Origin of the sequence: Snodgrassella alvi (assembly GCF_002777745.1) — a bacterium.
GTDB lineage: Bacteria > Pseudomonadota > Gammaproteobacteria > Burkholderiales > Neisseriaceae > Snodgrassella > Snodgrassella alvi_D.
The window spans coordinates 38,924-63,669 of the sequence record NZ_MEIO01000051.1; the positions used below are offsets into that span (position 1 = coordinate 38,924).

Annotated in this window: 19 protein-coding genes; 13 read left to right on the top strand and 6 right to left on the bottom strand. The window is 41.6% G+C overall.

Going from position 1 to position 24,746, the window contains the following annotated elements:
- Nucleotides 1-17: 17 nt before the first annotated feature.
- The 6 genes from BHC51_RS06835 to BHC51_RS06860 all read left to right on the top strand — a co-directional run bounded on the left by BHC51_RS06835 (nucleotide 18) and on the right by BHC51_RS06860 (nucleotide 9,127).
- Entirely contained in the window at nucleotides 18-1,244 is a 1,227-nt protein-coding gene (locus BHC51_RS06835; protein WP_100124115.1) for an RtcB family protein, read from the top strand.
- A 668-nt stretch (nucleotides 1,245-1,912) separates the two neighbouring features.
- Nucleotides 1,913-3,457, top strand: a complete 1,545-nt coding sequence (locus BHC51_RS06840; protein ID WP_100153625.1) for a type I restriction-modification system subunit M — start codon at nucleotides 1,913-1,915, stop codon at nucleotides 3,455-3,457.
- Complete coding sequence (locus BHC51_RS06845; protein ID WP_100153626.1) at nucleotides 3,454-3,657, top strand: hypothetical protein; 204 nt, start codon at nucleotides 3,454-3,456, stop codon at nucleotides 3,655-3,657. Before BHC51_RS06840 ends, BHC51_RS06845 begins: the two co-directional genes overlap by 4 nt.
- Nucleotides 3,654-4,862, top strand: coding sequence for a restriction endonuclease subunit S (locus BHC51_RS06850; protein WP_218966391.1), 1,209 nt, complete (start codon nucleotides 3,654-3,656; stop codon nucleotides 4,860-4,862). The genes BHC51_RS06845 and BHC51_RS06850 overlap by 4 nt, the downstream gene beginning before the upstream one ends.
- A 17-nt stretch (nucleotides 4,863-4,879) precedes the next feature.
- The gene (locus BHC51_RS06855) at nucleotides 4,880-6,022 is read left to right on the top strand and encodes an AAA family ATPase (protein ID WP_100153627.1); all 1,143 of its coding nucleotides are present in this window, start codon (nucleotides 4,880-4,882) and stop codon (nucleotides 6,020-6,022) included.
- 3 nt (nucleotides 6,023-6,025) lie between these two features.
- On the top strand, nucleotides 6,026-9,127 hold the full coding sequence (locus tag BHC51_RS06860; RefSeq protein WP_100153628.1) for a type I restriction endonuclease subunit R: 3,102 nt from the start codon (nucleotides 6,026-6,028) through the stop codon (nucleotides 9,125-9,127).
- Nucleotides 9,128-9,914: 787 nt separating this feature from the next.
- On the opposite strand, the gene gyrB is transcribed toward BHC51_RS06860, so the two are convergent.
- The 3 genes from gyrB to dnaA form a co-directional block, all read right to left on the bottom strand.
- The gene (gyrB, locus tag BHC51_RS06865; protein ID WP_100153629.1) at nucleotides 9,915-12,305 is read right to left on the bottom strand and encodes a DNA topoisomerase (ATP-hydrolyzing) subunit B; all 2,391 of its coding nucleotides are present in this window, start codon (nucleotides 12,303-12,305) and stop codon (nucleotides 9,915-9,917) included.
- Between the two features lie 315 nt (nucleotides 12,306-12,620).
- Nucleotides 12,621-13,724: a DNA polymerase III subunit beta gene (dnaN, locus tag BHC51_RS06870; RefSeq protein ID WP_100099101.1), complete on the bottom strand. Its 1,104-nt coding sequence runs from the start codon at nucleotides 13,722-13,724 to the stop codon at nucleotides 12,621-12,623.
- Nucleotides 13,725-13,739: 15 nt separating this feature from the next.
- Nucleotides 13,740-15,359 carry a chromosomal replication initiator protein DnaA gene (gene dnaA / locus BHC51_RS06875; protein ID WP_100153630.1) on the bottom strand — a complete coding sequence of 540 codons (1,620 nt, stop codon included), beginning with the start codon at nucleotides 15,357-15,359 and terminating at the stop codon, nucleotides 13,740-13,742.
- Nucleotides 15,360-15,581: 222 nt separating this feature from the next.
- Between dnaA and rpmH the strand changes: the two genes are divergently transcribed.
- Genes rpmH through yidC form a run of 4 tightly spaced genes read left to right on the top strand, consistent with a single transcriptional unit; the run spans nucleotide 15,582 to nucleotide 17,964 of the window.
- Nucleotides 15,582-15,716: a 50S ribosomal protein L34 gene (gene rpmH / locus BHC51_RS06880; RefSeq protein WP_004283944.1), complete on the top strand. Its 135-nt coding sequence runs from the start codon at nucleotides 15,582-15,584 to the stop codon at nucleotides 15,714-15,716.
- 8 nt (nucleotides 15,717-15,724) lie between these two features.
- Entirely contained in the window at nucleotides 15,725-16,084 is a 360-nt protein-coding gene (gene rnpA / locus BHC51_RS06885) for a ribonuclease P protein component (protein WP_100099099.1), read from the top strand.
- A complete protein-coding gene (gene yidD / locus BHC51_RS06890; RefSeq protein WP_100099098.1) occupies nucleotides 16,081-16,290 on the top strand; it encodes a membrane protein insertion efficiency factor YidD in 210 nt (69 codons plus the stop codon). Before rnpA ends, yidD begins: the two co-directional genes overlap by 4 nt.
- 21 nt (nucleotides 16,291-16,311) lie before the next feature.
- The gene (gene yidC, locus BHC51_RS06895) at nucleotides 16,312-17,964 is read left to right on the top strand and encodes a membrane protein insertase YidC (RefSeq protein WP_100153631.1); all 1,653 of its coding nucleotides are present in this window, start codon (nucleotides 16,312-16,314) and stop codon (nucleotides 17,962-17,964) included.
- A 120-nt stretch (nucleotides 17,965-18,084) separates the two neighbouring features.
- On the opposite strand, the gene BHC51_RS06900 is transcribed toward yidC, so the two are convergent.
- A complete protein-coding gene (locus tag BHC51_RS06900) occupies nucleotides 18,085-18,330 on the bottom strand; it encodes a hypothetical protein (RefSeq protein ID WP_100153632.1) in 246 nt (81 codons plus the stop codon).
- Nucleotides 18,331-19,325: 995 nt separating this feature from the next.
- Entirely contained in the window at nucleotides 19,326-20,021 is a 696-nt protein-coding gene (locus tag BHC51_RS06910) for an OmpA family protein (protein WP_100099095.1), read from the bottom strand.
- Between the two features lie 316 nt (nucleotides 20,022-20,337).
- Here BHC51_RS06910 and cysS point away from each other — a divergent pair, with 316 nt between their 5' ends.
- Both cysS and rpmE read left to right on the top strand, forming a co-directional pair.
- Entirely contained in the window at nucleotides 20,338-21,741 is a 1,404-nt protein-coding gene (gene cysS, locus BHC51_RS06915; protein ID WP_100099094.1) for a cysteine--tRNA ligase, read from the top strand.
- A 265-nt stretch (nucleotides 21,742-22,006) separates the two neighbouring features.
- Entirely contained in the window at nucleotides 22,007-22,222 is a 216-nt protein-coding gene (rpmE, locus tag BHC51_RS06920) for a 50S ribosomal protein L31 (RefSeq protein ID WP_037394224.1), read from the top strand.
- Between the two features lie 160 nt (nucleotides 22,223-22,382).
- On the opposite strand, the gene BHC51_RS06925 is transcribed toward rpmE, so the two are convergent.
- Nucleotides 22,383-23,345: an urea transporter gene (locus tag BHC51_RS06925; RefSeq protein WP_100153634.1), complete on the bottom strand. Its 963-nt coding sequence runs from the start codon at nucleotides 23,343-23,345 to the stop codon at nucleotides 22,383-22,385.
- Nucleotides 23,346-23,663: 318 nt separating this feature from the next.
- Between BHC51_RS06925 and BHC51_RS06930 the strand changes: the two genes are divergently transcribed.
- Nucleotides 23,664-24,644, top strand: coding sequence for a TerC family protein (locus BHC51_RS06930; protein WP_100153635.1), 981 nt, complete (start codon nucleotides 23,664-23,666; stop codon nucleotides 24,642-24,644).
- Nucleotides 24,645-24,746: the final 102 nt, after the last annotated feature.

Consider the following 24,746-nt stretch of genomic DNA (forward strand, 5'->3'; position numbering starts at 1 on the left):
AATAATGAAAGACAAAAATGCAAAAATATGAAGTATTAAAAGAAGATAAAACCCGTCCGGTAAAAATGTGGACTAAAGGTGTACCAGTAGAAGATATCGCCAAAACACAATTGCTGCAAACCGCAGAACTGCCCTTTATTTTTAAGCATATTGCCGTAATGCCCGATGTGCATCTGGGGCGAGGCTCTACCATAGGTAGCGTGATTCCTACTACTGGTGCAGTTATACCTGCTGCGGTTGGCGTGGATATCGGCTGTGGCATGATGGCGGTACAGTTATCACTTACCGCGCAGGATTTGCCGGAAGACCTGATGCCATTGCGGCTGGCGATTGAAAAGGCAGTACCGCACGGTTCTACTCCGGGTAACAAAAAGTATGATAAAGGTAGCTGGCATAATCCGCCGCCGATTGTACAAGCGTACTGGCAGCAGCTATTGCCAGGGTTTGAAAAACTCACCAGCAAATATCCGCGCTTTTTAAAAGCCAATAGCTTGCATCATCTGGGAACACTGGGCAGCGGTAATCATTTTATTGAAGTTTGTCTGGATGAAACCGATCAGGTATGGATTATGCTGCATAGTGGTTCCCGTGGCATTGGTCATGCCATTGGTCAATATTTCAGTGAGCTCGCTCAAAAAGAAATGAAAAAGTATTTTATTGATACCTATCTGCCCAATAACGATTTAGCGTATTTTGCTGAAGGAACCGAATACTGTCGTGATTATCTGGAGGCTGTGCATTGGGCACAAGAATTTGCCCGCCTGAACCGTGAAATAATGATGCACAACACCATTGCTGCACTACGCCAAGTAATTGATGTGCCGTTTACCACACATCTGCAAACCATAAACTGCCATCATAACTACGTGCAGAAAGAACAGCACTTTGGTAAGAATGTATTTGTTACCCGTAAGGGTGCTGTTTCTGCGCGCGAGGGCGAACTGGGGATTATACCGGGCTCAATGGGGGCAAAAAGTTATATCGTGCGCGGTTTAGGCAATGCAGAAAGCTTTCATTCCTGCTCACATGGGGCAGGGCGGGTAATGAGCCGTGCCGAAGCCAAAAGGAGATTCACCGTTGCCGACCAGATGCAAGCCACTGCCCATGTAGAATGCCGTAAAGATGCAGAAGTCATTGACGAAATTCCACTGGCGTACAAGGATATTGATGCAGTAATGCAGGCACAGCAGGAACTGGTAGAAATCAGGCATCAGTTACGTCAGATTATCTGTGTTAAAGGCTGATTATGCAGTAATTTTTGCTGTATCAGATAGTTAACCTGTTTAGACTGGCTACTGGATATAATCATTGTAATAAAAAAGGATGGTATCGCGTTCCATCCTTTTTAGTGTAATAAGGATATTTAAATATCAACCCGCGCATTCAAGACATTATTTTCGATAAATGCACGCCGTGGTTCAGCTTCATTACCCATCAGGGTAACAAAAACATCATTCGCAGCCATCGCGTCTTCGATTTTCTCTCCCTCAGTCGGTTAAATACCAAGTTAAATGCCAATCATTACTGCTAAAATCGCGCTATGGTAGAAAATAAATACTTGCAATGGCACTCCCTTTTTAAATAATGCTGTCATTAAATAATTAATTGACTGAGCAATACAGCAAACACCAGAAAATAAATCATGCTCAATCGGCACAGGCAAAATGCAATGTGCCGACCTGTTACAGAATCTGCGGCCAGAATAAATCGCCACTTGTAAAAGCAATATACACAGAATTCAGGCTAAAACCTTGAGATCGAAGAACTCATAACGCAATTATTGCCTTGTGGCGGATATTATTTTGTACACTGATGAACCAATAAGCAGCCATACTGATAAAATACACAATTACCGCTTAGATATCTCAATAAGCCTAATATTTAACACACAGATTTTTATTGGAATTTAATCATGGCCATCAGTATCCAGCAACGAGACCAATTACAACGCCAAATATGGAAAATTGCCGACGAGGTAAGAGGCGCTGTCGATGGCTGGGATTTCAAACAATATGTACTTGGCACCTTATTTTATCGCTTTATTAGTGAAAACTTTGCTGAGTATATGCAAGCTGGCGATGATGAAATTGATTATAAATCAATTCCCGAAGATGCCATCACAGATGAAATCAAACAGGATGCCATTAAATCCAAAGGTTATTTTATCTATCCGAGTCAACTATTCTGCAATATAATCGTTAACGCCAATACAAATGAAAACTTAAATACAGACTTAGCCAATATTTTTAATGCAATTGAAAGTTCAGCTATCGGCTATCCTTCTGAAAGTGATATTAAAGGATTATTTGCCGATTTTGACACCACCAGCAACCGCTTAGGTAATACTGTTGAAGATAAAAACAAACGCTTAGCCGCCGTACTTAATGGCATCGCCGAGCTGGATTTTGGGCAATTTGAAGATAGCCATATTGATGTGTTTGGTGATGCTTATGAATATTTAATCTCTAATTATGCTTCTAAAGCGGGTAAATCTGGGGGAGAATTTTTCACTCCGCCGAATGTGTCCAAATTAATCTCACAATTAGCCTTACATAATCAAACAAAGATCAATAAAATCTATGACCCAGCGGCAGGCTCGGGCTCTTTATTATTACAGGCAAAAAAACAGTTTGATAAGCATATCATTGAGGACGGATTCTATGGTCAGGAAATTAACCATACCACCTATAATCTTGCCCGTATGAATATGTTTTTACACAACATCAACTACGATAAATTTGAAATTGTCTTGGGGGATACACTACTTAATCCTAAGTTTGGTGATGAAAAGCCGTTTGATGCCATTGTTTCCAATCCCCCTTATTCAATTAAATGGATTGGCAGTGATAACCCAACCTTAATCAATGATGAACGATATGCCCCCGCTGGCATACTTGCGCCAAAATCAAAAGCCGATTTTGCCTTTATTCTGCATTCATTAAGTTACTTGTCTGAGCGAGGGCGGGCGGCGATTGTTACCTTTCCGGGTATTTTTTATCGAGGTGGTGCTGAGCAGAAAATCCGTAAATATTTAATCGATAATAATTTTGTCGAAACCGTGATATCACTGGCACCAAACTTATTTTATGGCACATCGATTGCGGTCAATATTCTGGTGCTGGCGAAAAACAAAACCGTCAGAACCACACAATTTATGGATGCCAGCAAACTGTTTAAAAAAGAAACCAATAATAATGTCCTAACTGATAAGCATATTGAAGAAATTGTGCAAGTATTTGCCAGCAAGCAAGACGTCGAATATTTTGCCAAATCGGTTGCTAATCAAACCATTGCCGACAATGACTATAATTTATCGGTGAGCTCATATGTGGAAGCCGAAGATACCCGCGAAATTATTGATATCACCCAGCTTAATGCTGAATTAAAAGACACTGTAGCTAAAATTGATAGCTTACGCGCCCAAATTGATGCAATTGTGGCGGAGATTGAAGCATGAGCAATAATCACATTCAAATTTATCATGTTAATAATCAAAAAGTTCGTGTTGATGCTTACTTTAAAAAAGCAACTGTTCGGAAAATCCGAACAGTTCAACAACATAGTTCACGAAATATTTCTAGTGGGGTAGAAATATCTTATCTGGAAACCATCAATGCATTAGCGAACAAAGCGAAACAGGAAAGTCGCAAGAAATGAGTAACAATTTAAATATGCACAATAGTATCGCTAAATTACTTGATGGGGTAGCGGTTGAGTGGAAACCATTAGGGGAAGTAATAAAATCTTTGAAAACGGGGCTAAATCCACGAAATAACTTTAAGTTGAATACATCCGATGCTATGAATTTCTATATAACTGTTCGAGAAATTCAGAATGGAAAGATAGTATTCCTTGATAAGACTGATAAAATTAATAACCAAGCTTTAGAGCTTATAAACAACCGCTCGAATTTAGAGGCTGGCGACATCTTATTTTCGGGGACAGGGACGGTAGGAAAAACAGCTGTTATTGATGAAAAACCTAAAAATTGGAATATCAAAGAAGGAGTCTATGTAATAAAACCTGTTCAAGAAATAGTTGTTTCAAAATACTTATCTCATTTATTTAATTCAAAATATATAGTAAATGAATATAGTAAAAAAATTGTTGGTTCGCCAGTTATTAGTTTACCAATGAGTGAATTAAAAAAAATTCAAATCCCTATTCCTCCGCTACACATACAGACTGAAATTACCCGTATCTTAGACATATTTACAGAGCTTACAGCAGAGCTTACAGCAGAGCTTACAGCACGGAAAAAACAATACGATTATTATCGTGATAAATTATTGACCTTTAAAGAGGATGAAGTTGAGTGGAAGACCTTAGGAGAAATAGCAGAAAATCTTGATTATATGAGGAAACCTGTAACAAGTGGTTTAAGAAAGTCAGGTAGCATACCGTATTATGGAGCATCTGGTATTGTTGATTATGTAGAAGACTATCTTTTCGAAGAAGATTTATTGCTTGTGTCAGAAGATGGCGCAAATTTATTAGCAAGAAATACTCCTATAGCATTTAGTATTACAGGCAAGACTTGGGTAAATAATCACGCTCACGTATTGAGATTTAAGACTTATGGTGAACGTAAGTTCATTGAGTATTTTTTAAATAATATAGATTTAACACCTTATATTTCAGGTGCTGCACAACCTAAATTAAATCAAAAGAATTTAAATAGCATCAAAATCCCTATTCTTTCATTGACAAAGTTAACTCAAATTGTCGAAATATTAGATAAATTTGATGCGTTAACAAATTCCATTACCGAGGGTTTACCGCGTGAGATTGAATTACGCCAAAAACAGTACGAGTACTATCGTAATTTATTATTGAACTTTCCTAAGTTGGAAGATAAATAACACAAGACAATCAGAATATGAATAATACACTGATAAATATTGTTGAGCAGCTTGATAGAAACGCCCAAAGCACCCAAAAAGGGAAAAAGGGAAACAAAGCCCAATTGATTTATGCTTTTAATGGCACCGGTAAAACACGTTTATCGCAAGCGTTTAAAGAGTTTATTGTATCGCAGGATAAAGCGGATAAAGAAAACAGTGGCGCCTTAACACGGCATAAGATTCTTTACTATAACGCATTTACCGAGGATTTATTTGTCTGGGATAACGATCAATATCAGCAAGGTGAGCATCAGCTAAGCATACAACCCAATTCATTTACGGACTGGATTCTGAAAGAGCAAGGGCAGGAGCAAAATATTGCTCGTTACTTCCAATCGTATACTCAGCAAAACCTGACGCCGCATTTCAATGAGGATTTTTCCGCTGTTACTTTTTCGCTCGCAGCGGGTAATGATCAGCGTATTGCTAATATTAAAATCTCCAAGGGGGAAGAAAATAACTTAATTTGGAGTATTTTTTTCACCTTGATTAGTTTGGTGATTGCCGAGCGCAATATTGCGGAAAAAAGCGAGCGTTCCACTAATGAATTTGACCAATTACGCTATATTTTTATTGATGATCCGGTTAGCTCATTAGATGAGAATCATTTGATTCAATTGGCAGTAGATATTGCCCAATTAATCAAATCCAATGAATCTGACATTAAATTTATCATCACTACCCATAATCCACTGTTTTATAATGTACTTTATAATGAATTGAAGTTGTCAAACGGTTATATTCTAAGGCGATTAGCAGATGGCTATTTTGCACTAGAAGACAAAAAAGGCGATTCAAACCACAGTTTTTCCTATCATCTGTATTTAAAAGAGTTGCTGCAACAAGCGATTAAGGAAAATAAAATTGAAAAATATCATTTTACTCTATTACGTAACCTGTATGAAAAAACCGCCTGTTTTTTAGGCTATCAGCGTTGGTCAGACTTGTTACCTGATGATAGAGAAGTATATTTAACCCGCATAATCAATTTTACCAGTCATTCAACCTTATCCAATGAAATGGTGCCCGAGCCTTCCGAACCTGAAAAAAAGATAGTTGCCTTTTTACTGAATCATTTACTCGAAAATTACAATTTTTACGAGAAGGAGGAGGAATAGACGATGGTCAATTACACAACCCCGATTGCCGAAACTGATCACTATATTATTTTAGATAACTACACCAAGCTTGAAGAGCCGGCGGCAGCGTATCAAACGGAAAATGAATTAGAAAACGAATTGATTCAGGATTTATGCCGTCAAGGATATGAATATCTGCCTGAGCTGAATAATCAGCAGAAATTGTTGGCCAATATTCGGGTGCAGTTGCAAACGCTCAATAATATGCAGTTTAGCGATGAGGAATGGCAGCGATTTGTATTAGAGTATCTGGATAAACCGAATGAATCGATGGTCGATAAAAGCCGTAAAATTCACCATAATCATATCTACGATTTTGTGTTTGATGATGGGCATATTCAGAATATTTATCTGCTCGATAAAAAAAACCTCAGCAACAATAAATTACAGGTGATTCGCCAGTTTCAGCAAACCGGTAATTATGCTAATCGCTATGATATTACCATCTTAGTTAATGGCCTGCCTTTAGTACATGTGGAGCTTAAAAAACGTGGCCTTGCCATTCGTGAAGCGTTTGGCCAAGTTCATCGCTACAGTAAAGAGAGTTTTAATCAGGACAATTCCCTATTTAAATATCTACAGTTATTTGTGATTTCAAACGGTACCGATACCCGGTATTTTGCCAATACCACCAAACGGGATAAGGCCAGTTTTGATTTCACCATAAACTGGGCGAATGTTGAAAACGAACCAATTAAAGACTTAAAAGATTTTACCGCCACTTTTTTTGCCAGCCGTGTGCTGTTAAGTGTTTTAATCACTTACTCCGTTCTGGATATCAATGATACTTTATTGATTATGCGCCCTTACCAGATTGCGGCAACCGAACGGATTTTATGGCAGATTATCAGTGCTTATCAGGCCAAAAACTGGAGTAGCTTACATAGTGGCGGCTTTATCTGGCACACCACCGGCTCAGGAAAAACTCTCACCAGCTTTAAAGCAGCGCGTCTGGCCACCGAGCTGGAATTTATTGATAAAGTGTTTTTTGTGGTGGATCGTAAGGATCTGGATTATCAAACCATGAAAGAATATCAGAAATTCTCAAAAGACAGTGTCAATGGTTCCGATAGTACTGCCGGACTGGAGCGCAATATTGAAAAACAGGATAATAAGATTATTGTCACTACCATTCAAAAACTCAATAATCTGATAAAAGCTAAGGATGATTTAGCGATCTATAATAAACAGGTCGTGTTTATTTTTGATGAAGCACATCGCTCACAATTTGGCGAAGCACAAAAAAATATTAAGAAAAAGTTTAAAAAATACTATCAATTTGGTTTCACCGGCACGCCAATTCTGAACGCTAATGCGTTTGGCGAGCAAACTACAGCCAAGGTATTCGGGCGTGAGTTGCATAGCTATTTAATTACCGACGCTATTCGCGATGAAAAAGTACTTAAATTTAAAGTCGACTACAATGATGTACGCCCGCATTTTAAAGCGATTGAATGTGAGCAAAATCTGGAGAAACTTAGTGCCGCTGAAAATAAGCAAGCATTACTGCATCCGAAACGAATTGAGCAAATCAGCCAATATATTCTGAACAAATTTAACCAGAAAACACACCGCTTAAATGGTAACGGTACAGGATTCAATGCTATGTTTGCCGTGAGCAGTGTGGACGCGGCAAAGCTGTATTATGAGTCGTTAAAAAAGCTGCAACAATCATCCAGTAAACCATTGAAAATTGCTACTATCTTTTCCTTTGCTGCTAATGAGCAACAAGACCCTGCAGGCGGTATTGCTGATGAAAGCTTTGAAACCAATGCGTTGAATCAAAGTGCCAAAGAATTTTTAGCTTCTGTGATTGATGATTATAATCAAATGTTCAGATCCAACTATGATGTTAGCAGCGGGCAATTTCAGAATTATTACCGTGATTTATCTTTGCGCGTTAAAAAGCAGGAAATTGATTTATTAATCGTGGTGGGTATGTTTCTAACCGGCTTTGATGCGCCAACTCTCAATACGCTATTTGTCGATAAAAACTTACGTTTTCATGGCTTAATCCAAGCTTTTTCACGCACCAATCGCATCTACGATGACACTAAAGCGTTTGGTAATATTGTGGCATTTCGTGATTTAGAACCAGCTACTATTGCCGCCATCAAACTATTTGGCCAAAGAAATACTCAGGACGTGGTATTAGAAAAAAGTTATGAGGAACATATGCAGGGCTACACCGATGAGATTTCCGGTGAAATCCATAGCGGATATTTAGCTATTGTGGCTGAGCTACAGCAATGTTTTCCCCATCCGGATCAGATTATTACTGAAAAAGATAAAAAAGCGTTTATTAAATTATTTGGCCAGTATTTACGTGCCGATAATGCATTACAAAATTATGATGAATATATTGCTTTAAAGGCATTGCAACAGCTGGATACTACAGATAAACAAGCAGTCGAACAGTTTAAAGCGCAGTATTATGTTTCAGATGAAGCTTTTGAACGGTTGCAAAAGATTAAGATACCAACAGAAAGAGCGATCCAGAATTACCGCTCAACTTACCATGATATTCGTGACTGGCTGTATAGACAAAAAGCCGCTGAAAATCAGGAGCAGCTAACCATTGATTGGGATGATGTGGTTTTTGAGGTGGATTTATTAAAATCGCAAGAAATCAATTTGGATTATATTCTGGAATTAATTTTTGAGCAGAACAAGCAAGATAAGAATAAACAAGTCATTGTTGAAGATGCACAGCGCTTAATCCGCTCCAGTTTAGGCTATCGTGCCAAAGAGGAATTGGTTATTGAATTTATTCAACATACCGATTTAAATGCTATTGCTGATAAAGCCAGTATGATTGATGCCTTTTACCAGTATGCCCAACAGCAGCAACAGGCTGAGGTTAAGACATTAATTGGTGATGAAAATTTAAATGAAGCTGCTGCTAAACGTTATATTGCATCCTCATTAAGGCGTGAATATGCTACTGACAACGGCACGGAGCTGAACGAAATCTTGCCCAAAATGAGCCCGCTTAATCCGCAATATTTACCCAAAAAACAAAAGGTATACCAGAAAATTGTTGAGCTAGTGGAGAAGTTTAAAGGCATAGGTGGCGAAATTTAATTGCGAACTATCAGGAAGAGGAAATGGGAATTAACGTTTCCGCTTCCTGATTAAAACTGATTAATTCAGGCGTGCTTAATATGCTTGCATGCAATCGGCAATTGAATGGTCAGTATTCCATCCTCAGTTAAAACGCCCGCAGAAAATTACGCTATCTGTTTCAATGTCTTATATTTGATTGGATTAATATTATTTAATGTATGATGGGCGGACAGTGTTATAAAGCATTAGTCATTCTTCGCTTATTTTTCTTGCCGGTACCAGATTATTAAAAAGATATCAATTCAGTAGTTTTGTTGGATAGAGACGATTATGCAATATACCGGTTTGGATATGCCATTGGATTGAATATGGTTTGTGGATATCCATATAATTTTTCCAGTTGATGACCGTTATTCCGGTAGGTTTTGATTCATTATTTATCTGTCTGTTGACTGGTAGCCAGCATATTCAGCCAGCCAGTCCTGATAATGACGTTATTCTGTTTATAGGACATTCTGACCGTAATTCCAATGCCTAATGTGTTACGATTAAACTCATTTATTGCATTCAATGTTTCTAAGCGATGTGGATTTTAACTATTGTCATGCTTGATGAGATTAGCTAACAGCGACTTTACTTAATAAGTGTCGATAATTTTTCATAATCACTTTATGAACATCAGTATTAATATTTTAATATAAGCATTGGTGACGCTTTTTAATGTAGCAATAATTGTGCAGTTGATTGCTTGTACCAGCAATAAAAAAGGATGGCTGTGCCATCCTTTCTGGTGTGATCAGGTGATTTAGATATCTACCTGCGCATTTAAGGCATTGTTTTCGATAAATGCACGTCGTGGTTCAACTTCATCACCCATCAGAGTAACAAAGACATCGTCCGCAGCCATTGCATCTTCAATTCTTACTTTCAGCAGCCGGCGTACTGTGGGATCCATGGTGGTTTCCCATAACTGTTCTGGATTCATTTCCCCCAGACCTTTATAGCGCTGAATACTCAGTCCTTTTTGGGCAGTAGTCATCAGTAAGTCTAGTGCCTGAGCAAAGCCGGTAACTTTGTTTGTATTGTCACCTTTAACAACTTCAATCGGTGCATCCATCATACCGCTTAATGTTGCGGCTGTCTGGCGCATAATCTGGTAAACGCGGCTTTCGGCAAATTTTTGCTCCAGATAGCTAACTATTCGATTACCATGCAACTGACGGGTAATTTTAATCATTTGCACTTCATCATCTGCGCCGATGCGTTCCAGTTTGAGTTTGCTGTCATTAATAAGTTTAGTTAATGTTTGCACGGCTTTTTCGGCACTGGCCACAGTACTTAAATCCAGATTTTCATTCCAGTAGAGCAGGGCATTGAGTACGGCGCTGTCAATGATGCGACTTTCACGCATAATCAAGCTTTGTGTCAGAATATATTGTTTGGCAATTTCGGCCAAGGCATTACCCTCAAGGGTGTTGTCACCAATAATTAGCCGTATTTTGTCCAGCGCCAGACTGAGCAGGAACTGGTCTTTTTCAAACTCGTCTTTCAAGTAGCGTTCTTGCTTGCCATGTTTGGCTTTGTAAAGCGGTGGCTGGGCAATATAAACATAACCGCGTTCTACCAGCTCAGGCATTTGCCGGTAAAAGAATGTAAGCAGTAAGGTACGAATGTGCGCACCGTCTACGTCGGCATCGGTCATGATGATGATACGATGGTAGCGCAGTTTTTCAGGATTAAATTCTTCCTTGCCAATGCCTGCACCAAGTGCGGTAATCAGGGTAGCCACTTCCTGACTGGCCAGCATTTTTTCAAAGCGGGCTTTTTCCACATTCAGGATTTTACCTTTCAGCGGTAGAATGGCCTGAAATTTACGGTCACGCCCCTGTTTGGCGGAACCACCGGCTGAATCACCTTCGACCAGATATAATTCTGATAAAGCCGGATCTTTTTCCTGACAATCTGCCAGTTTGCCCGGCAGTCCCAAGCCATCCATTACACCTTTGCGCCGGGTAATTTCGCGTGCTTTGCGTGCTGCTTCACGTGCCCGTGCTGCATCAACGATTTTGCCTGTGATGATTTTGGCTTCTGTTGGATTTTCTTCCAGAAATTCTGACAAGGCTTTGCTTAATACTTCGTTAACCACTGGACCGATTTCACCGGAAACCAATTTGTCTTTGGTTTGGGATGAGAATTTGGGATCGGGCAGTTTAACGGATAATACGCAGGTTAGTCCTTCACGCATATCATCGCCAGTGGTATCTACTTTGGCTTTTTTGGCTACTTCGTTAGCTTCAATATAGTTGTTGATGGTACGGGTCATTACCTGACGCAAGGCTGTGAGATGGGAGCCGCCATCACGCTGGGGAATATTGTTAGTGAAACACTGCACATTTTCTTGATAGCTGTCGTTCCATTGCATGGCACATTCAACGCTCATGCCATCTTTTTCACCAGAGGCATAGAAAATCTTCTCATGCAAAGCTGTTTTATTGCGGCTCATGTATTGTACGAAGCCGGCAATACCGCCACTGAAAGCAAAGTTTTCATGCTTACCATCGCGCTTGTCGAAAAGCTCAATGCTAACGCCATTATTCAGGAATGACAGTTCACGGATACGTTTGGCCAGAATATCGAAATGGTAGTCGATGTCGCCGAAAGTTTCGGTGCTGGCTAAAAATTGTACCCGTGTGCCCTGTTTGTCGGTGTCGCCTACTACTGTTAGCGGTGCTACGACATCACCACGGCGGAATTCAACAAAATGTTCTTTGTTGTTGCGGTAAATTGTCAGGCGCAGCCAATCGGACAAGGCATTGACTACAGATACGCCCACACCATGTAAACCGCCGGAGATTTTATAACTGTTGTTATCAAACTTACCGCCGGCATGCAGAATAGTCATAATTACTTCGGCGGCAGAGCGATGTTCTTCCGGATGCATGTCGGTTGGGATACCGCGGCCATTGTCTTCAATGGTGATGGAGTTGTCGGCATTCACGGCTACGGTGATGTGATCACAATAACCACCCAGTGCCTCATCAATGGAATTATCCAGAACTTCAAATACCATATGATGCAGGCCGGTACCGTCTTGGGTGTCGCCAATATACATGCCGGGGCGCTTGCGCACGGCATCTAAGCCTTTTAGTACTTTGATGCTGTCGGCACCGTAATCTTCAGAGCTGTGATCTGTCATAAGAATTCTTTACTAAATCTGGGGCAGTGGTCATGCTGTTAAATGAAGTACCTGAAGCCGGGATATGATGATAGGCATACTTCCGGTTTGCCAGTAATAACAGGCCTGTTTCAGGGCAATTGACCAAAAAAATATTATAACAGAAAATCAGTTTTTTTTCAGCCGGTTGATATATTTAACATGATGTTTTGTCTAATTTTTCTTAAGAGATAATTATATTGAATGTAAATAGTAAACTGCCGCAAACCAGACTGTGCTGTTATGAAAACAGCAGGCTGATTTACGGCAATAGCTAAGTTATTGTATGAATAATGCTTAAATGCGCATTGGCATGACAATGTATTTGAAATTAGGGTTATTGGGGATGGTAAACAGGGTAGAACGGTTTGCATCGCCAAATGCCAGTTGCAGGTCTTCTGCATGCACATTGCGCAACACATCCATCAGATAGTTGATGTTAAAACCTACTTCCAGTGTATCACCCTGATAGGTTATTTCCAGTTCTTCGCGTGCTTCTTCCTGTTCATTATTATTACAGGTCACGCTCAGCAGCCCCGGCTGGATTTGCAGACGTGCGCCGCGGAATTTTTCATTGGCCAGAATAGCTGCCCGTTCCAGTGCTCCCAGCAGCTCGGTGCGGTTGGCCAAAAAGATTTTGTCATTATCCAGTGGAATGACTCTGTTGTAGTCTGGAAATTTACCATCTACTACTTTGGAAACGATAATGGTGTCGTTACAGCGGAAACGTACCTGATTAGTCAGCAGCTCAATGGTAATTGGCTGTTCGGGGAATGTAAGCAGCTTGAATAATTCCAGTACGGTTTTGCGTGGCAGAATCACTTCAGCTTTGGGTAAATCTGCTTCGATATTGCAGGCTGCATAGGCCAGACGATGTCCGTCTGTGGCCACCAGGCGTAGCTGATTGCCTTCGGTTTGCATCAGCAGACCGTTCAGATAGTAACGGATATCCTGAATAGCCATGCTGTACTGTACCTGTGACAGCATTTCGCGGAACATTTCCTGTGGCAGGGTAAAGGTAGCATCGACATTTTCGCCAACACTCATCAGCGGAAAGTCTTCGGCCGGCAGGGTTTGCAGATTAAACCGGCTTTTACCGGCTTTCAGAACCAGACGGTTATTATTCCAGTCTAGTGATACCATGGCACCGGCGGGCAGGGCACGCAGGATGTCTTGCAGTTTTTTGGCATTGGTAGTGATGCGAAAATCTTCTGCTTCACTTTTCGGCCCTACGGTATCAATCTGAATTTCCAGATCGGTGGCCAGTATTTTGATTTGCCCCTGATGGTTTTCCAGTAATACATTAGACAGTATCGGTAAGGTGTGGCGACGCTCAACAATGCCGGTAACGGCTTGCAGCGGTTTGAGCAAACTGTCGCGTTCTGCTTGTAAAATCAGCATATTCTGTTCCTTGGTTTAATCTCGCAAAATCATCATTAAGGTTTCATACGCTTTGGTTGTTTCGGCATCATCTTTACGGAGTTTGGAGATGCTCTTTACCGCATGCATGACCGTTGTATGGTCGCGGCCACCAAATCCGCTACCAATAGCGGGTAAACTAAGTGGAGTAAGTTCTTTAGCTAATGTCATGGCCATCTGGCGCGGACGAGCCAGATTACGGGTGCGTTTTTTGCCCACCATGTCACTGATGGTAATGCCATAAAACTTGGCTACTGTGTTCTGGATGTGTTCCAGCGTCATGGGCTTGTGATTTACTGCCAGAATATCCTGTAATGCTTCTGTAGCCAGGCCCACATCAATCGGGCGGCTGGCAAAACGGCTCTGTGCGACTACTCGCTTGAATGCACCTTCCAGCTCGCGCACATTGCTACGGATATGCTTGGCAATAAAAAATGCGGCTTCATCTTCCAGTTTTACCTGCGCCAGCTCAGCTTTTTTCTGTAGGATAGCTACACGCATTTCCAACTCTGGCGGTTCCAGTTCCAGACTCAGCCCCCAGGAAAAACGTGATTTCAGGCGGTCATCCATCCCATCAATATGGGTAGGCAGGGTATCACAGGTAAGGATAACCTGTTTTTTTTCGTCAATTAAATGATTATAGACGTAAAAGAACTCTTCCATGGTGCGGTCTTTGCCGGCAATAAACTGCACATCGTCCATTATCAGTAAATCTACCTGCTGATACTGCTGGCGCATGGCATCAAAAGATTTGGCATGGAATGCGTTCATAATGCCACGGATAAATTCATCGGCATGAATATAACGTATTTTTACTTTAGCATCGGCTGCAAAGAGTTGATTGCCAATGGCCTGTACCAGATGGGTTTTACCCAGACCTGTGCTGCCGTAGACGAAAAACGGGTTGTACATGCTGTTGCCGGGATTTTCTGCAATAGACAGGGCGGCAGCATGAGCCAGACGGTTACCTTTACCTTGTACCAGAGCGGCAAAAGTGTGCTCGGGATTCAGGTTGGTTTCGGTATAGCGGGATTTTTTACTTTTTTCATGTGCTGAGTCTGACGCGGCAGCTGGCACACTCGCTTCGCTTTTTTCTGCTTTAGCCGGTTTAATACTGCTGCTTTCGCCATTGTCAGCAGGGTTAGTGTCGCTTTTAGACTGACTGTGCCGCAGCCGTTTGGCGATGATGTCTTGAGCAGACTCAGTTCGTTTGGGTGTTGCCCGTGTTTTGGGTGCCGCCTCTGGAAGTGCTGCATCGGTTTCTGGTTTGGTTTCAGGCTGATTTGCAGTTTCAGCAGCAGCCGGTGCCGTGGTGGTGGCCACAGCAGCAGTGATTGGCAGCACTGCTTGTGTGGCCGCCGGCAAGGATTGGCCTTGACCGATTTTTAAAATTAATGGTGTACTGCCATCTGGCAATATAGCCTGTCTGGCGCTTTCGACAGCTGGCCAGAAGCGTTCGCGGATATGGTTAAATGTAAATGTATTACGCGCAAAAATTACCCAATTGCCATTTTCCTCACCTACGGTTAACGGTGCAATCCACATCTGGTATTGCTGGGAGGGTAGGCTCTGTTTTAATTGCAATAGGCACTGTGGCCAAAATTCTGTCAGGGTCATGCGTGAAGCTTAAAATTATCTGTCAATCGGGACTGGCTAAAGGCTGAAAACAAAAAGTACCTATTATGCTAATTATACGCAATAAACGGATTCATGACCATGATTTGTACTTTATGTTAAAGCAGTTGCCATGAAGCTTTGCTATAGATTATATTGATTGACAAAGTGCTGTTCTTGTTGTGTAATGCCACGTTTTATTTAAAGTTAATTCGGGAATAAATTATGAAACGTACTTATCAACCATCCGTTACCCGTCGCAAACGCACTCATGGCTTTCTGGTTCGTAGCAAAACCCGTGGCGGACGCGCTGTATTGGCTGCTCGTCGTGCCAAGGGTCGTAAACGTTTGGCTGTGTAAGAACAAGAATGGATTATCATTTTGGCAAAAAATATCGCCTATTAAAAACGGATGATTTTTCATCCGTTTTTGCGTTACGTTGCCAAAAAAGCCGTGCCTGGATTCAGGTATTTCAGGCACGCAATGCCTTGGGTTTTCCACGTCTGGGACTGATAGTTGCCAAAAAAGTGGCCAGACGTGCCAACCGGCGCAATTACATGAAACGGGTGTTACGGGAATGGTTCCGCCTGCACCGGCATGAATTGCCACCGGTAGATATAATCATTCGTATACGCCAGCCCTTCAGGCATCAGGAGTATGCTGGCGTAGTCAGAACTTTACAGCAGTTGCTTGTGGCAGCTGATGGGTGTAAAGCAACATCGCAATGAGATATTTGTTGCTAGGTCTGATTCGGTTTTACCAGTATGCCATCAGCCCGCTGCTGCCACCACGTTGCCGTTATAGCCCGACCTGTTCGCAATATGCAGTACTGGCGCTGCAAAAATACGGGGTATTCAGGGGTAGCTGGCTGGCGATTAAGCGCATTTGCCGCTGTCATCCATGGGGTGGTTGCGGTCATGACCCACTTCCTTAGCGAACACACACGGAATACACTATGGATTTCAAAAGATTACTGATATTTTTTGTGCTGACTATGGCGATTTTGCTGGGTTGGGAAAAATTATACCCTCAACCTGAAAATCAGCCTGCAACACAACAAACATCATCCACTAGCAATGCCACTTCTTCGGGGGCGGTTGCTGAAGGTACATTGAGTAAAATTGAGCCGGTAACGGTTACCACGGATACCGTTAAGGCGATTATTGATGAAAAAAGCGGAGATTTACGCCAGCTTACACTCAATAAATATAAAGCCACCAGCGATGCCAGTAAGCCTTTTGTGTTGCTGGATAATGGAGCTAATGGCCATCAATATGTTGCTCAGTCGGTGTTATTAAACCGTCAGGGTGACTATCAGTTTAAAAACCTGACGTTTACTGCTGCACAAAAACAGTACACGCTTAACGGTGAAAAGCTGGATGTGCGCTTAACTGCTGCCGAACAAAATGGTGTGCAGGTTAGCAAAATCTACACTTTCACTAAAGGCAGCTACTTGATTGGGCTGCGTTATGAGATTACCAATCACAATGCCCAGCCTCTGCAAATGGATGTGGCATATCGTGTATTGCGTGATGATAAGGAACCGGAAGGCAGCGGTTATTTTGACCATACCTATACTGGTCCTGTGTTGTATACGCCAAATGGCAAATTTGAAAAAGTAGCCTTTAAAGATCTGGACAGTGATTATGCTTCCGGCCGAGATCAGGCAGATTATCAGCGTAAAACTAACACTGGCTGGATTGGCATGACCCAGCATTACTTCATGGCTACATGGATTCTGCAACCGAAAGATGGCAGCAGTGTTTGTGGCAGCAGTGACTGTCAGATTGATATCCGGAAACGCAGTGATGGTCTGTATTCGGCTGGTGTGCGTGTGCCTTTAAAAGATATTGGTGCTGATTCTACCGGCAGCTTTGGTATCTCTCTGTATGCCGGTCCGCAGATTTATTCAATGATTACCAAAGTTGCTGATCATCTGCAGATGATTAAAGACTACGGCAAAGTATCGTTGTTCTCTTCGCCTTTATTCTGGTTGCTGAACTGGTGGTATGGTTTGGTACATAACTGGGGCTGGGCAATTATTCTGCTGACGCTCACTGTAAAAGCGATTCTATTTCCACTTACCCATGCATCGTATAAATCCATGGCTAAAATGCGTGCCGTGGCGCCACGCCTTCAGGCACTGAAAGACCAGTACGGTGACGATCGCATGCGCATGCAGCAGGAAATGATGTCGTTGTACAAAAAGGAAAAAATTAATCCGGTTGGCGGTTGTTTACCAATGTTGTTGCAGATTCCGGTATTTATCGGTTTATATTGGGCACTGTTTGCCTCAGTAGAATTGCGCGGTGCACCATGGATTGGCTGGATTACCGATCTGGGACGTCAAGACCCTTATTTCATCCTGCCTGTACTGATGGCGCTAACCATGTATCTGCAAACATTCATGAATCCGCCACCAACAGACCCCGTTCAGGCAAAAATGATGAAAATTATGCCGGTAGCGTTTTCAGTGATGTTCTTCTTCTTCCCTGCCGGTCTGGTGCTGTATTGGTTGACGAATAATATTCTGACTCTGGCACAACAATGGTTTGTCAATAAACGCATTGAACAGCGGGCTAAGTTACATCGCTCACTGGATGTATAAATTAGCTGATAGTAAAAAGCACTTCATTTTGAAGTGCTTTTTTTTGTAGATAAGCCTGATTAGTGCTTTGCAGATTATTGACTCACACCAGCATACAGATTTGGATATCATTATGGTTTGCTAGTCATAGGCAATGACACACAACACACCTAGTCCCATGCAAACAGTGATGATTACCAGAGAAGCTTTACAAAAATTGGAGCGGTTAGGATTATCATTTTCACCAAACGCCCATATTAGCATCATAATTAGATTGATTATAGGAATAGACAGGATAACCAGGCTGATTAGCCAGTCGACTGTTGACATAACCGGAGCTATTTGTGCTGAAGACTCTCTATCGTATTTGTATGAATTTGTAGCCATATTATTAACCTTGATTATATTTTTGAAGTTTCATGAAATTATAATATAAATGCAGGTATTTATATTATAAATAACAAAAACGGACGGTTTAATTGAAGATGCTTTGGTAATTAATGATGCCGATTTCTGCGATGGCTGAAACAGGAGTGGTTTGGAATATTGATATGTGGCCATTTGATTGCATTGGGGGACTCAGATTTTTATACTGCATCCGTAGTAAGACATCTGCAAATTTTGAAACTCGACCAGTTCTCGGCCAGTTTATGAGGAGAAGTCTCTGCCTAATCAGTCCTTATTGGTAACTTTATCAACATTCAAGGTAATAGCCATTTAAAAATAATTTGGTATTAAATGTAAATATTGCTGAGTGCTATACTAAATCATTAATTAAATTAATGTTATTGCGTGACTAATGATTCAGAAGATTTAAAATAAAAAAGCACTTCAGTTAAAAGTGCTTTTTTATATACCTTGTATTTTTGATGTCTTAAAACTGATTCAGTTATTAATATTAGGTACGCTAAATCATATATAACAAATCAGAATTTCTGATTTGTTATCAAGAATATGAATTAATTAGTAGGTATAGAGCTGGCCAGAATACTTCCAAATACTGCCATGAGTGCAAAGCATAATATTATTCCAATTACCCCTAGTATTAAATAGGCTTTGCAGAAGTTGGCGCGATTAGGATTGCTATTGCCACCAAAAGCCCATACTAGCATCATAATTAGATTGACAAGGGGGATGCAGAAAATAAGAAGCGTGACTATCCAGTCTCCTATAGACATCACCGGAGCATAATTGCCAGAGGAAGTATTAATATTAGTATTTACTTGGTTTGACATATATATTCAACTCATCGTTAACAAAAGTAATTAAATATTAACATAATTGTTAACGTAAATATATATACGTTATGAAGAATTTTATTTATTGTTTTACAGGCCTGACTGATTAAATTGTCATATAGTCAATCAGGCCAGATTCAGCAATTACTGCGCGTAAGTTGTAGTTTGCTGCGTGGTTGTGGTCTGAGCCTGCGGTATCGGATTTACCCGAATTTCCACACGACGGTTTTTCGCACGACCTTCAACAGTGGCATTGCTGGCAATCGGGCTTGCCGAACCATAGCCCATAGCACTGATACGGTTATAGGCTACGCCACGGGAGGTGAGGAAGGTGGATACTGATTGGGCGCGACGCTGTGACAGTGGAATATTAATGCTATCATTGCCAGTGCTATCAGTATAGCCAGCGACTGTAATGGTGGTATCCACATATTTGGCCAGCACTTCAGCTACTGAAGACAGAGAAGAAGTAGCGCTGCCGCTTAATTCTGAGCTATTGGTAGCAAAAGTAATGTTTTCAGGCATAGTCAGTTTAATCTGATCGCCTTCGCGCTGAACTTCTACATTGGTATTGGCCAGTTTCTGACGTAACAGTTTTTCTTGATAATCCATATAGGCACCAATACCGGCGCCAATAGCACCGCAGCCCAGTGCTGCATTACGTGCACCGCGGCTGTTATGGGTAATTGCACCTACAATACCGCACACGGCTGCACCACTTAAACCATATACGGCAGTTTTACTGGCATGCGATTGACCAGTAGTCGGATCGGTAACACAGCCGGTTAAAGCCAGAGTTGTTGCAGCGGCCAGTGCAGCCAGTGGTTTCATAATAGTCATACTTGCTCCTTCTCTTTTAAAGCTTGTTTTTGGTTCTCACGATTGATGTTTTATGTCATCTTTGGCAGAAAAGCAAGTGAGATACTCAGTTTGACGTGACATGCATTTAAACAGAATAAGCAGTGCTATCTGTATGCATAAGGTATATGTTTTTGTTTAAAACTGCTTTAGACGACAACTTTACTGCGCTATATTACAATTTAGCCTACTATATTCGTGCTTTTAAACTAGCAGGCTCTTGAAAACGGCTAGTTTAACCTCATACAAACAAATTACCCGGGTACCGTGCTACCACTCAGCCAATTTGGAAACAGACATGCTTAGCTTGTATAACACCTTAACCAGAACCAAACAGGAATTTACACCGATTAATCCACAACAGGTGCGCATGTATGTGTGTGGCATGACAGTTTATGATTATTGTCACCTTGGCCATGCACGGGTGATGATAGTATTTGATATAGTGGCACGCTGGTTGCGTGAACTGGGTTATCAGCTTGATTATGTACGTAATATCACGGATATCGACGATAAAATTATTGCCCGTGCCAATGAGCGTGGAATCAGTATTACTGAGCTTACAGACTTCTATATTCAGGCTATGCATGAAGATGCAGCAGCTTTGGGCGTACTTCCGCCAGATCATGAACCACGTGCCACACAGTATATTGCACAAATGATTGTCATGATTGAAGATATTATTACAAATGGCAAAGCATATGTGGCTGATAATGGTGATGTTTTTTATGCAGTGCGTGAATATCCATCATATGGCAGGTTGAGTGGGAAAAGTCTGGATGACTTACGAGCCGGTGAGCGGGTTGATGTTGACGGGCATAAGCGTGATCCGCTGGATTTTGTATTGTGGAAAGCCGCCAAGCCGCATGAACCTGCCTGGGATAGTCCGTGGGGACGCGGTCGTCCGGGATGGCATATTGAATGCTCTGCCATGAGCAAAGCCTTGCTGGGCAAATACTTCGATATACATGGTGGTGGTGCCGATTTGCAGTTTCCGCATCACGAAAACGAAATTGCACAGAGTTGTGGCGCTGAAAGTCTGGGCTGCTGTGAGAAACAGAATCATTTTGCCAGCCATGTTAAGTATTGGTTACATAATGGCTTTATTCGTGTGGATAATGAAAAAATGTCCAAATCTCTTGGAAATTTCTTCACTATCCGCGAAGTGTTGCAAAAATACGATGCTGAAGTCGTGCGTTTTTTCATTTTGCGTGCCCATTACCGTAGCCCGTTAAACTATTCTGATGCTCATCTTGATGATGCTAAAGGGGCTTTAACCCGTTTGTATACTGCCCTGAAAAATACGCCGGCAGCAGATGTAGCGGTGCATGCAGAATTAAATGACTATACGCGTCGCTTTTATGCAGCCATGAATGATGATTTTGCTACTGTAGAAGCAGTTGCCGTTTTGTTTGAACTAGCCAATGAAGTCAATAAAACTCATGATGCAGAACTGGCCGGCTGCCTAAAAGGGCTAGCTGGTTTGCTGGGGCTGTTGCAGCGTGATCCTGCTGTTTTCTTGCAGGGTGAAGTAGGTCAGCAGGGATTGGATACCGCTGCTATTGAAGCACTGATCACAGCACGGCAACAGGCACGTGCAGAAAGGAACTGGGCAGAATCAGATCGGATTCGTGATGAGCTTACAGCGGCTGGTATTGTGCTGGAAGATGGTGCCAGTGGCACCACTTGGCGCCGCGCCTGAATATTTCTATATAAATGACGTTTTCAGATCGGCTGCGCTAGTAAGGCATGGATGATTTGACAGCAGTGTTATACTTGAAAAATAAGATGTGATGAAGCCGGGCAGCTTCTGCTATTTTGTACGTTGCAGCATCATTTGATGTTGAAGCTGCTATGTGCTGATTCACTTGAAAATATTACTCACGCGAGTATAATTATCTAATTCTAAACATCCGTTTCAAGAGGTACAGGCACAACCCCTGTGCCCGCCAACCAAGGACGATACTATGAATAACAGCATTCAACCAAACTACCACGACATAACAGTGACCTGCTCTTGCGGTAACACTTTTGTAACTAAATCCGCAATGGAAAAAGATACTTTCAATATTGAAGTATGTTCTGCATGTCATCCGTTCTATACCGGTAAACAGAAGATTGTTGACTCTACCGGTCGTGTGGATAAATTCAATCAGAAATACGGTAATATGTTCAAACGTTAATCATTGGTTGCAACATGTTGCACTAAAAAAGACTGCCCCCGAATGGCAGTCTTTTTATTATGTAATATGGTTTTGTAATTTGTGATTATGAAGTCTGTTTGCTTATCTTTTAATCAGCAAAAATATTTTCTGACCGATGAACACATGATATCAGTAGCATCTAGCGCTGGTTCAGAGTCTGATTTATCAATAGCCATAACCAGCTTACCAGTATAAATGGCATAGTCAGCACCGGAATAGAAAATGGTTTGAGCAGGGTAGTTAGAGCAGCCTGAGTAAATACAGTCAGTATAATTCCCAACACAATATAAAAATTAGTTTTAACATTCTGGTTAGCGTTGAAAGTAGCCAGAGTAATCGCGGTCAGAATCGCGTTGAACGAGTATAGTCCCAGAGATATGGTATCTAACTGACCGCCGTACAACAATGCAATACCGATTGCCAGTACAGAACCAAGCAATGCATAAACAGTTGTTCTGAGTGAGTTGACCAACAGTCCGACAAAAAAAATGATTCCGGCCAGCGTACTGTTAAATAAAAATACCTCAGCTATGCCGAGAATACTGTCGGGTACAAGGTGCAGCAGATTAAAACTGGAAACCTGTGTCAGCGATGGAGTAGACTGGCGCAGTGCGAGTGCAGATAATGATGGTGTAGCTAACAGAAATAACCAGGTAGTGAGAACAAACGGCATGGTCAGGCAGGGTAAATACCATTGCTGTAATATTGTACTGAAAGCCTGTGTGATGAATACCGATAATATGGCGGCCAGCACAATACTGCACCATAAATATAGTGAATTTTCGCAGAAAGTTGTTAAAGCAATGCCAATCAGGCAGGCATTAAAACCATAAATTCCCTGTTGCCATGCTTTACGATTTAGCTGATACAGATAAGCCGTTACATTGGCACAAACAGCAGCCAGTAAACAGGCCAGACCAGCCTGCGGTTTGTTGACAGAGTAGCCGCCTACCAGTACCCCCACCAGAAAAATCAGCCCGGAAAGAGCGTTATTCTGCAACATAATCTGCCCATAGCTGCGCAGAATAACATCAATAAACTGGTAGCGCTGGCTAGTACTGGTAAACTTATGCCAGTGCTGGCGTACAGACTTTATTTTCATCCTGTTTGCTCCTTTTTTATTTCTCCGTTTTCACTGAATACACAAATCGACATCATGGCCCAGACATCTTTATTGAATATTCCTATAGAATACGTATTTTGTTTACTCTGGCCGTTCCGTAAGGAAATCGGGGATACATCACCAGTATTCATAGCATAACCAGATTTTTTGTATCTGCACAACTGATACCAGCAAGGAGATTATCTATGTTATTGTTCGATTATTGGTCAGAATATTGCCATTTTCAGAATAATTGAATCTAGTGGTTGTTATTATCGCCGGATTTTGTATGATGAAAAACTTTAGCAGGAAGAATACATGCAACCACAACTACATTCAGTGGGCTCACCATTATTTTATGGCGTATTTATTGCCATTGTGATTGTTATGATTGCAATAGATATGCTCACGCTGAAAAAAACGGGTGTACATCGCGTCAGTACCAAAGAAGCCTTGCTATGGACAACAGTATGGATTGCTGTTTCTCTGGGATTTGCAGGCTGGCTATATTTTGAACTGGCGCATAATCCTGCGATTGGCTCAGAAGTGGCTGCGGATTCCGTGATGGACTTTCTCACTGGCTATGTGCTGGAGAAATCACTATCAGTTGATAATATCTTCGTATTTGTACTGATATTCAGTTATTTCAAGGTGCCGGCTGAATATCAGCATCGGGTTTTACTTTTTGGCGTACTGGGAGCGATTGTTCTGCGTGCCATTATGGTGGCTTTGGGTGCAGTGCTGGTAAGCCGTTTTGAATGGGTACTGTATCTGTTTAGCGTATTTCTGCTTTATAGCGGTATTAAATTAATGCTGCCGGAAAAGGCTGAAAATAAAGGCCTGGCTGATAATCCACTGGTGCACTGGCTGCACCAGCATATGCGCGTTAGTGAGCAGTTGAACCGGGAGAAATTCTTTACCATTGAAAATGGCCAGCGCATGGCTACTCCCTTGCTGCTTACTTTAGTGGTAATTGAATTAAGCGATGTGGTGTTTGCTGTAGACAGCATTCCGGCTGTATTTGCGGTAACCACCGATCCGTTTATTGTTTTTACTTCCAATATTCTTGCGGTACTGGGTTTACGCGCAATGTATTTTTTGCTGGCTAATGTAGTAGAAAAATTTATCTACCTTAAATACGGGCTGGCAGTAGTATTAACCTTTATCGGTGGCAAAATGCTGGTAGCCAAGTGGTGGCATATTCCTTCTTTCGCTTCACTGGCAGTGGTTTTCAGTGCCTTACTGATTGCCATACTTGCTTCATGGTGGAAAACCAGACGGCAGCCGGATACTCATTGAAAGGTATATAACTTATTCAAATAGCCTAGTATGCAATCGCTTTGTTTTTTTATGATAAAGTAATTCATACTAGGCTGATATCCGAGATTGAACTGAATATCC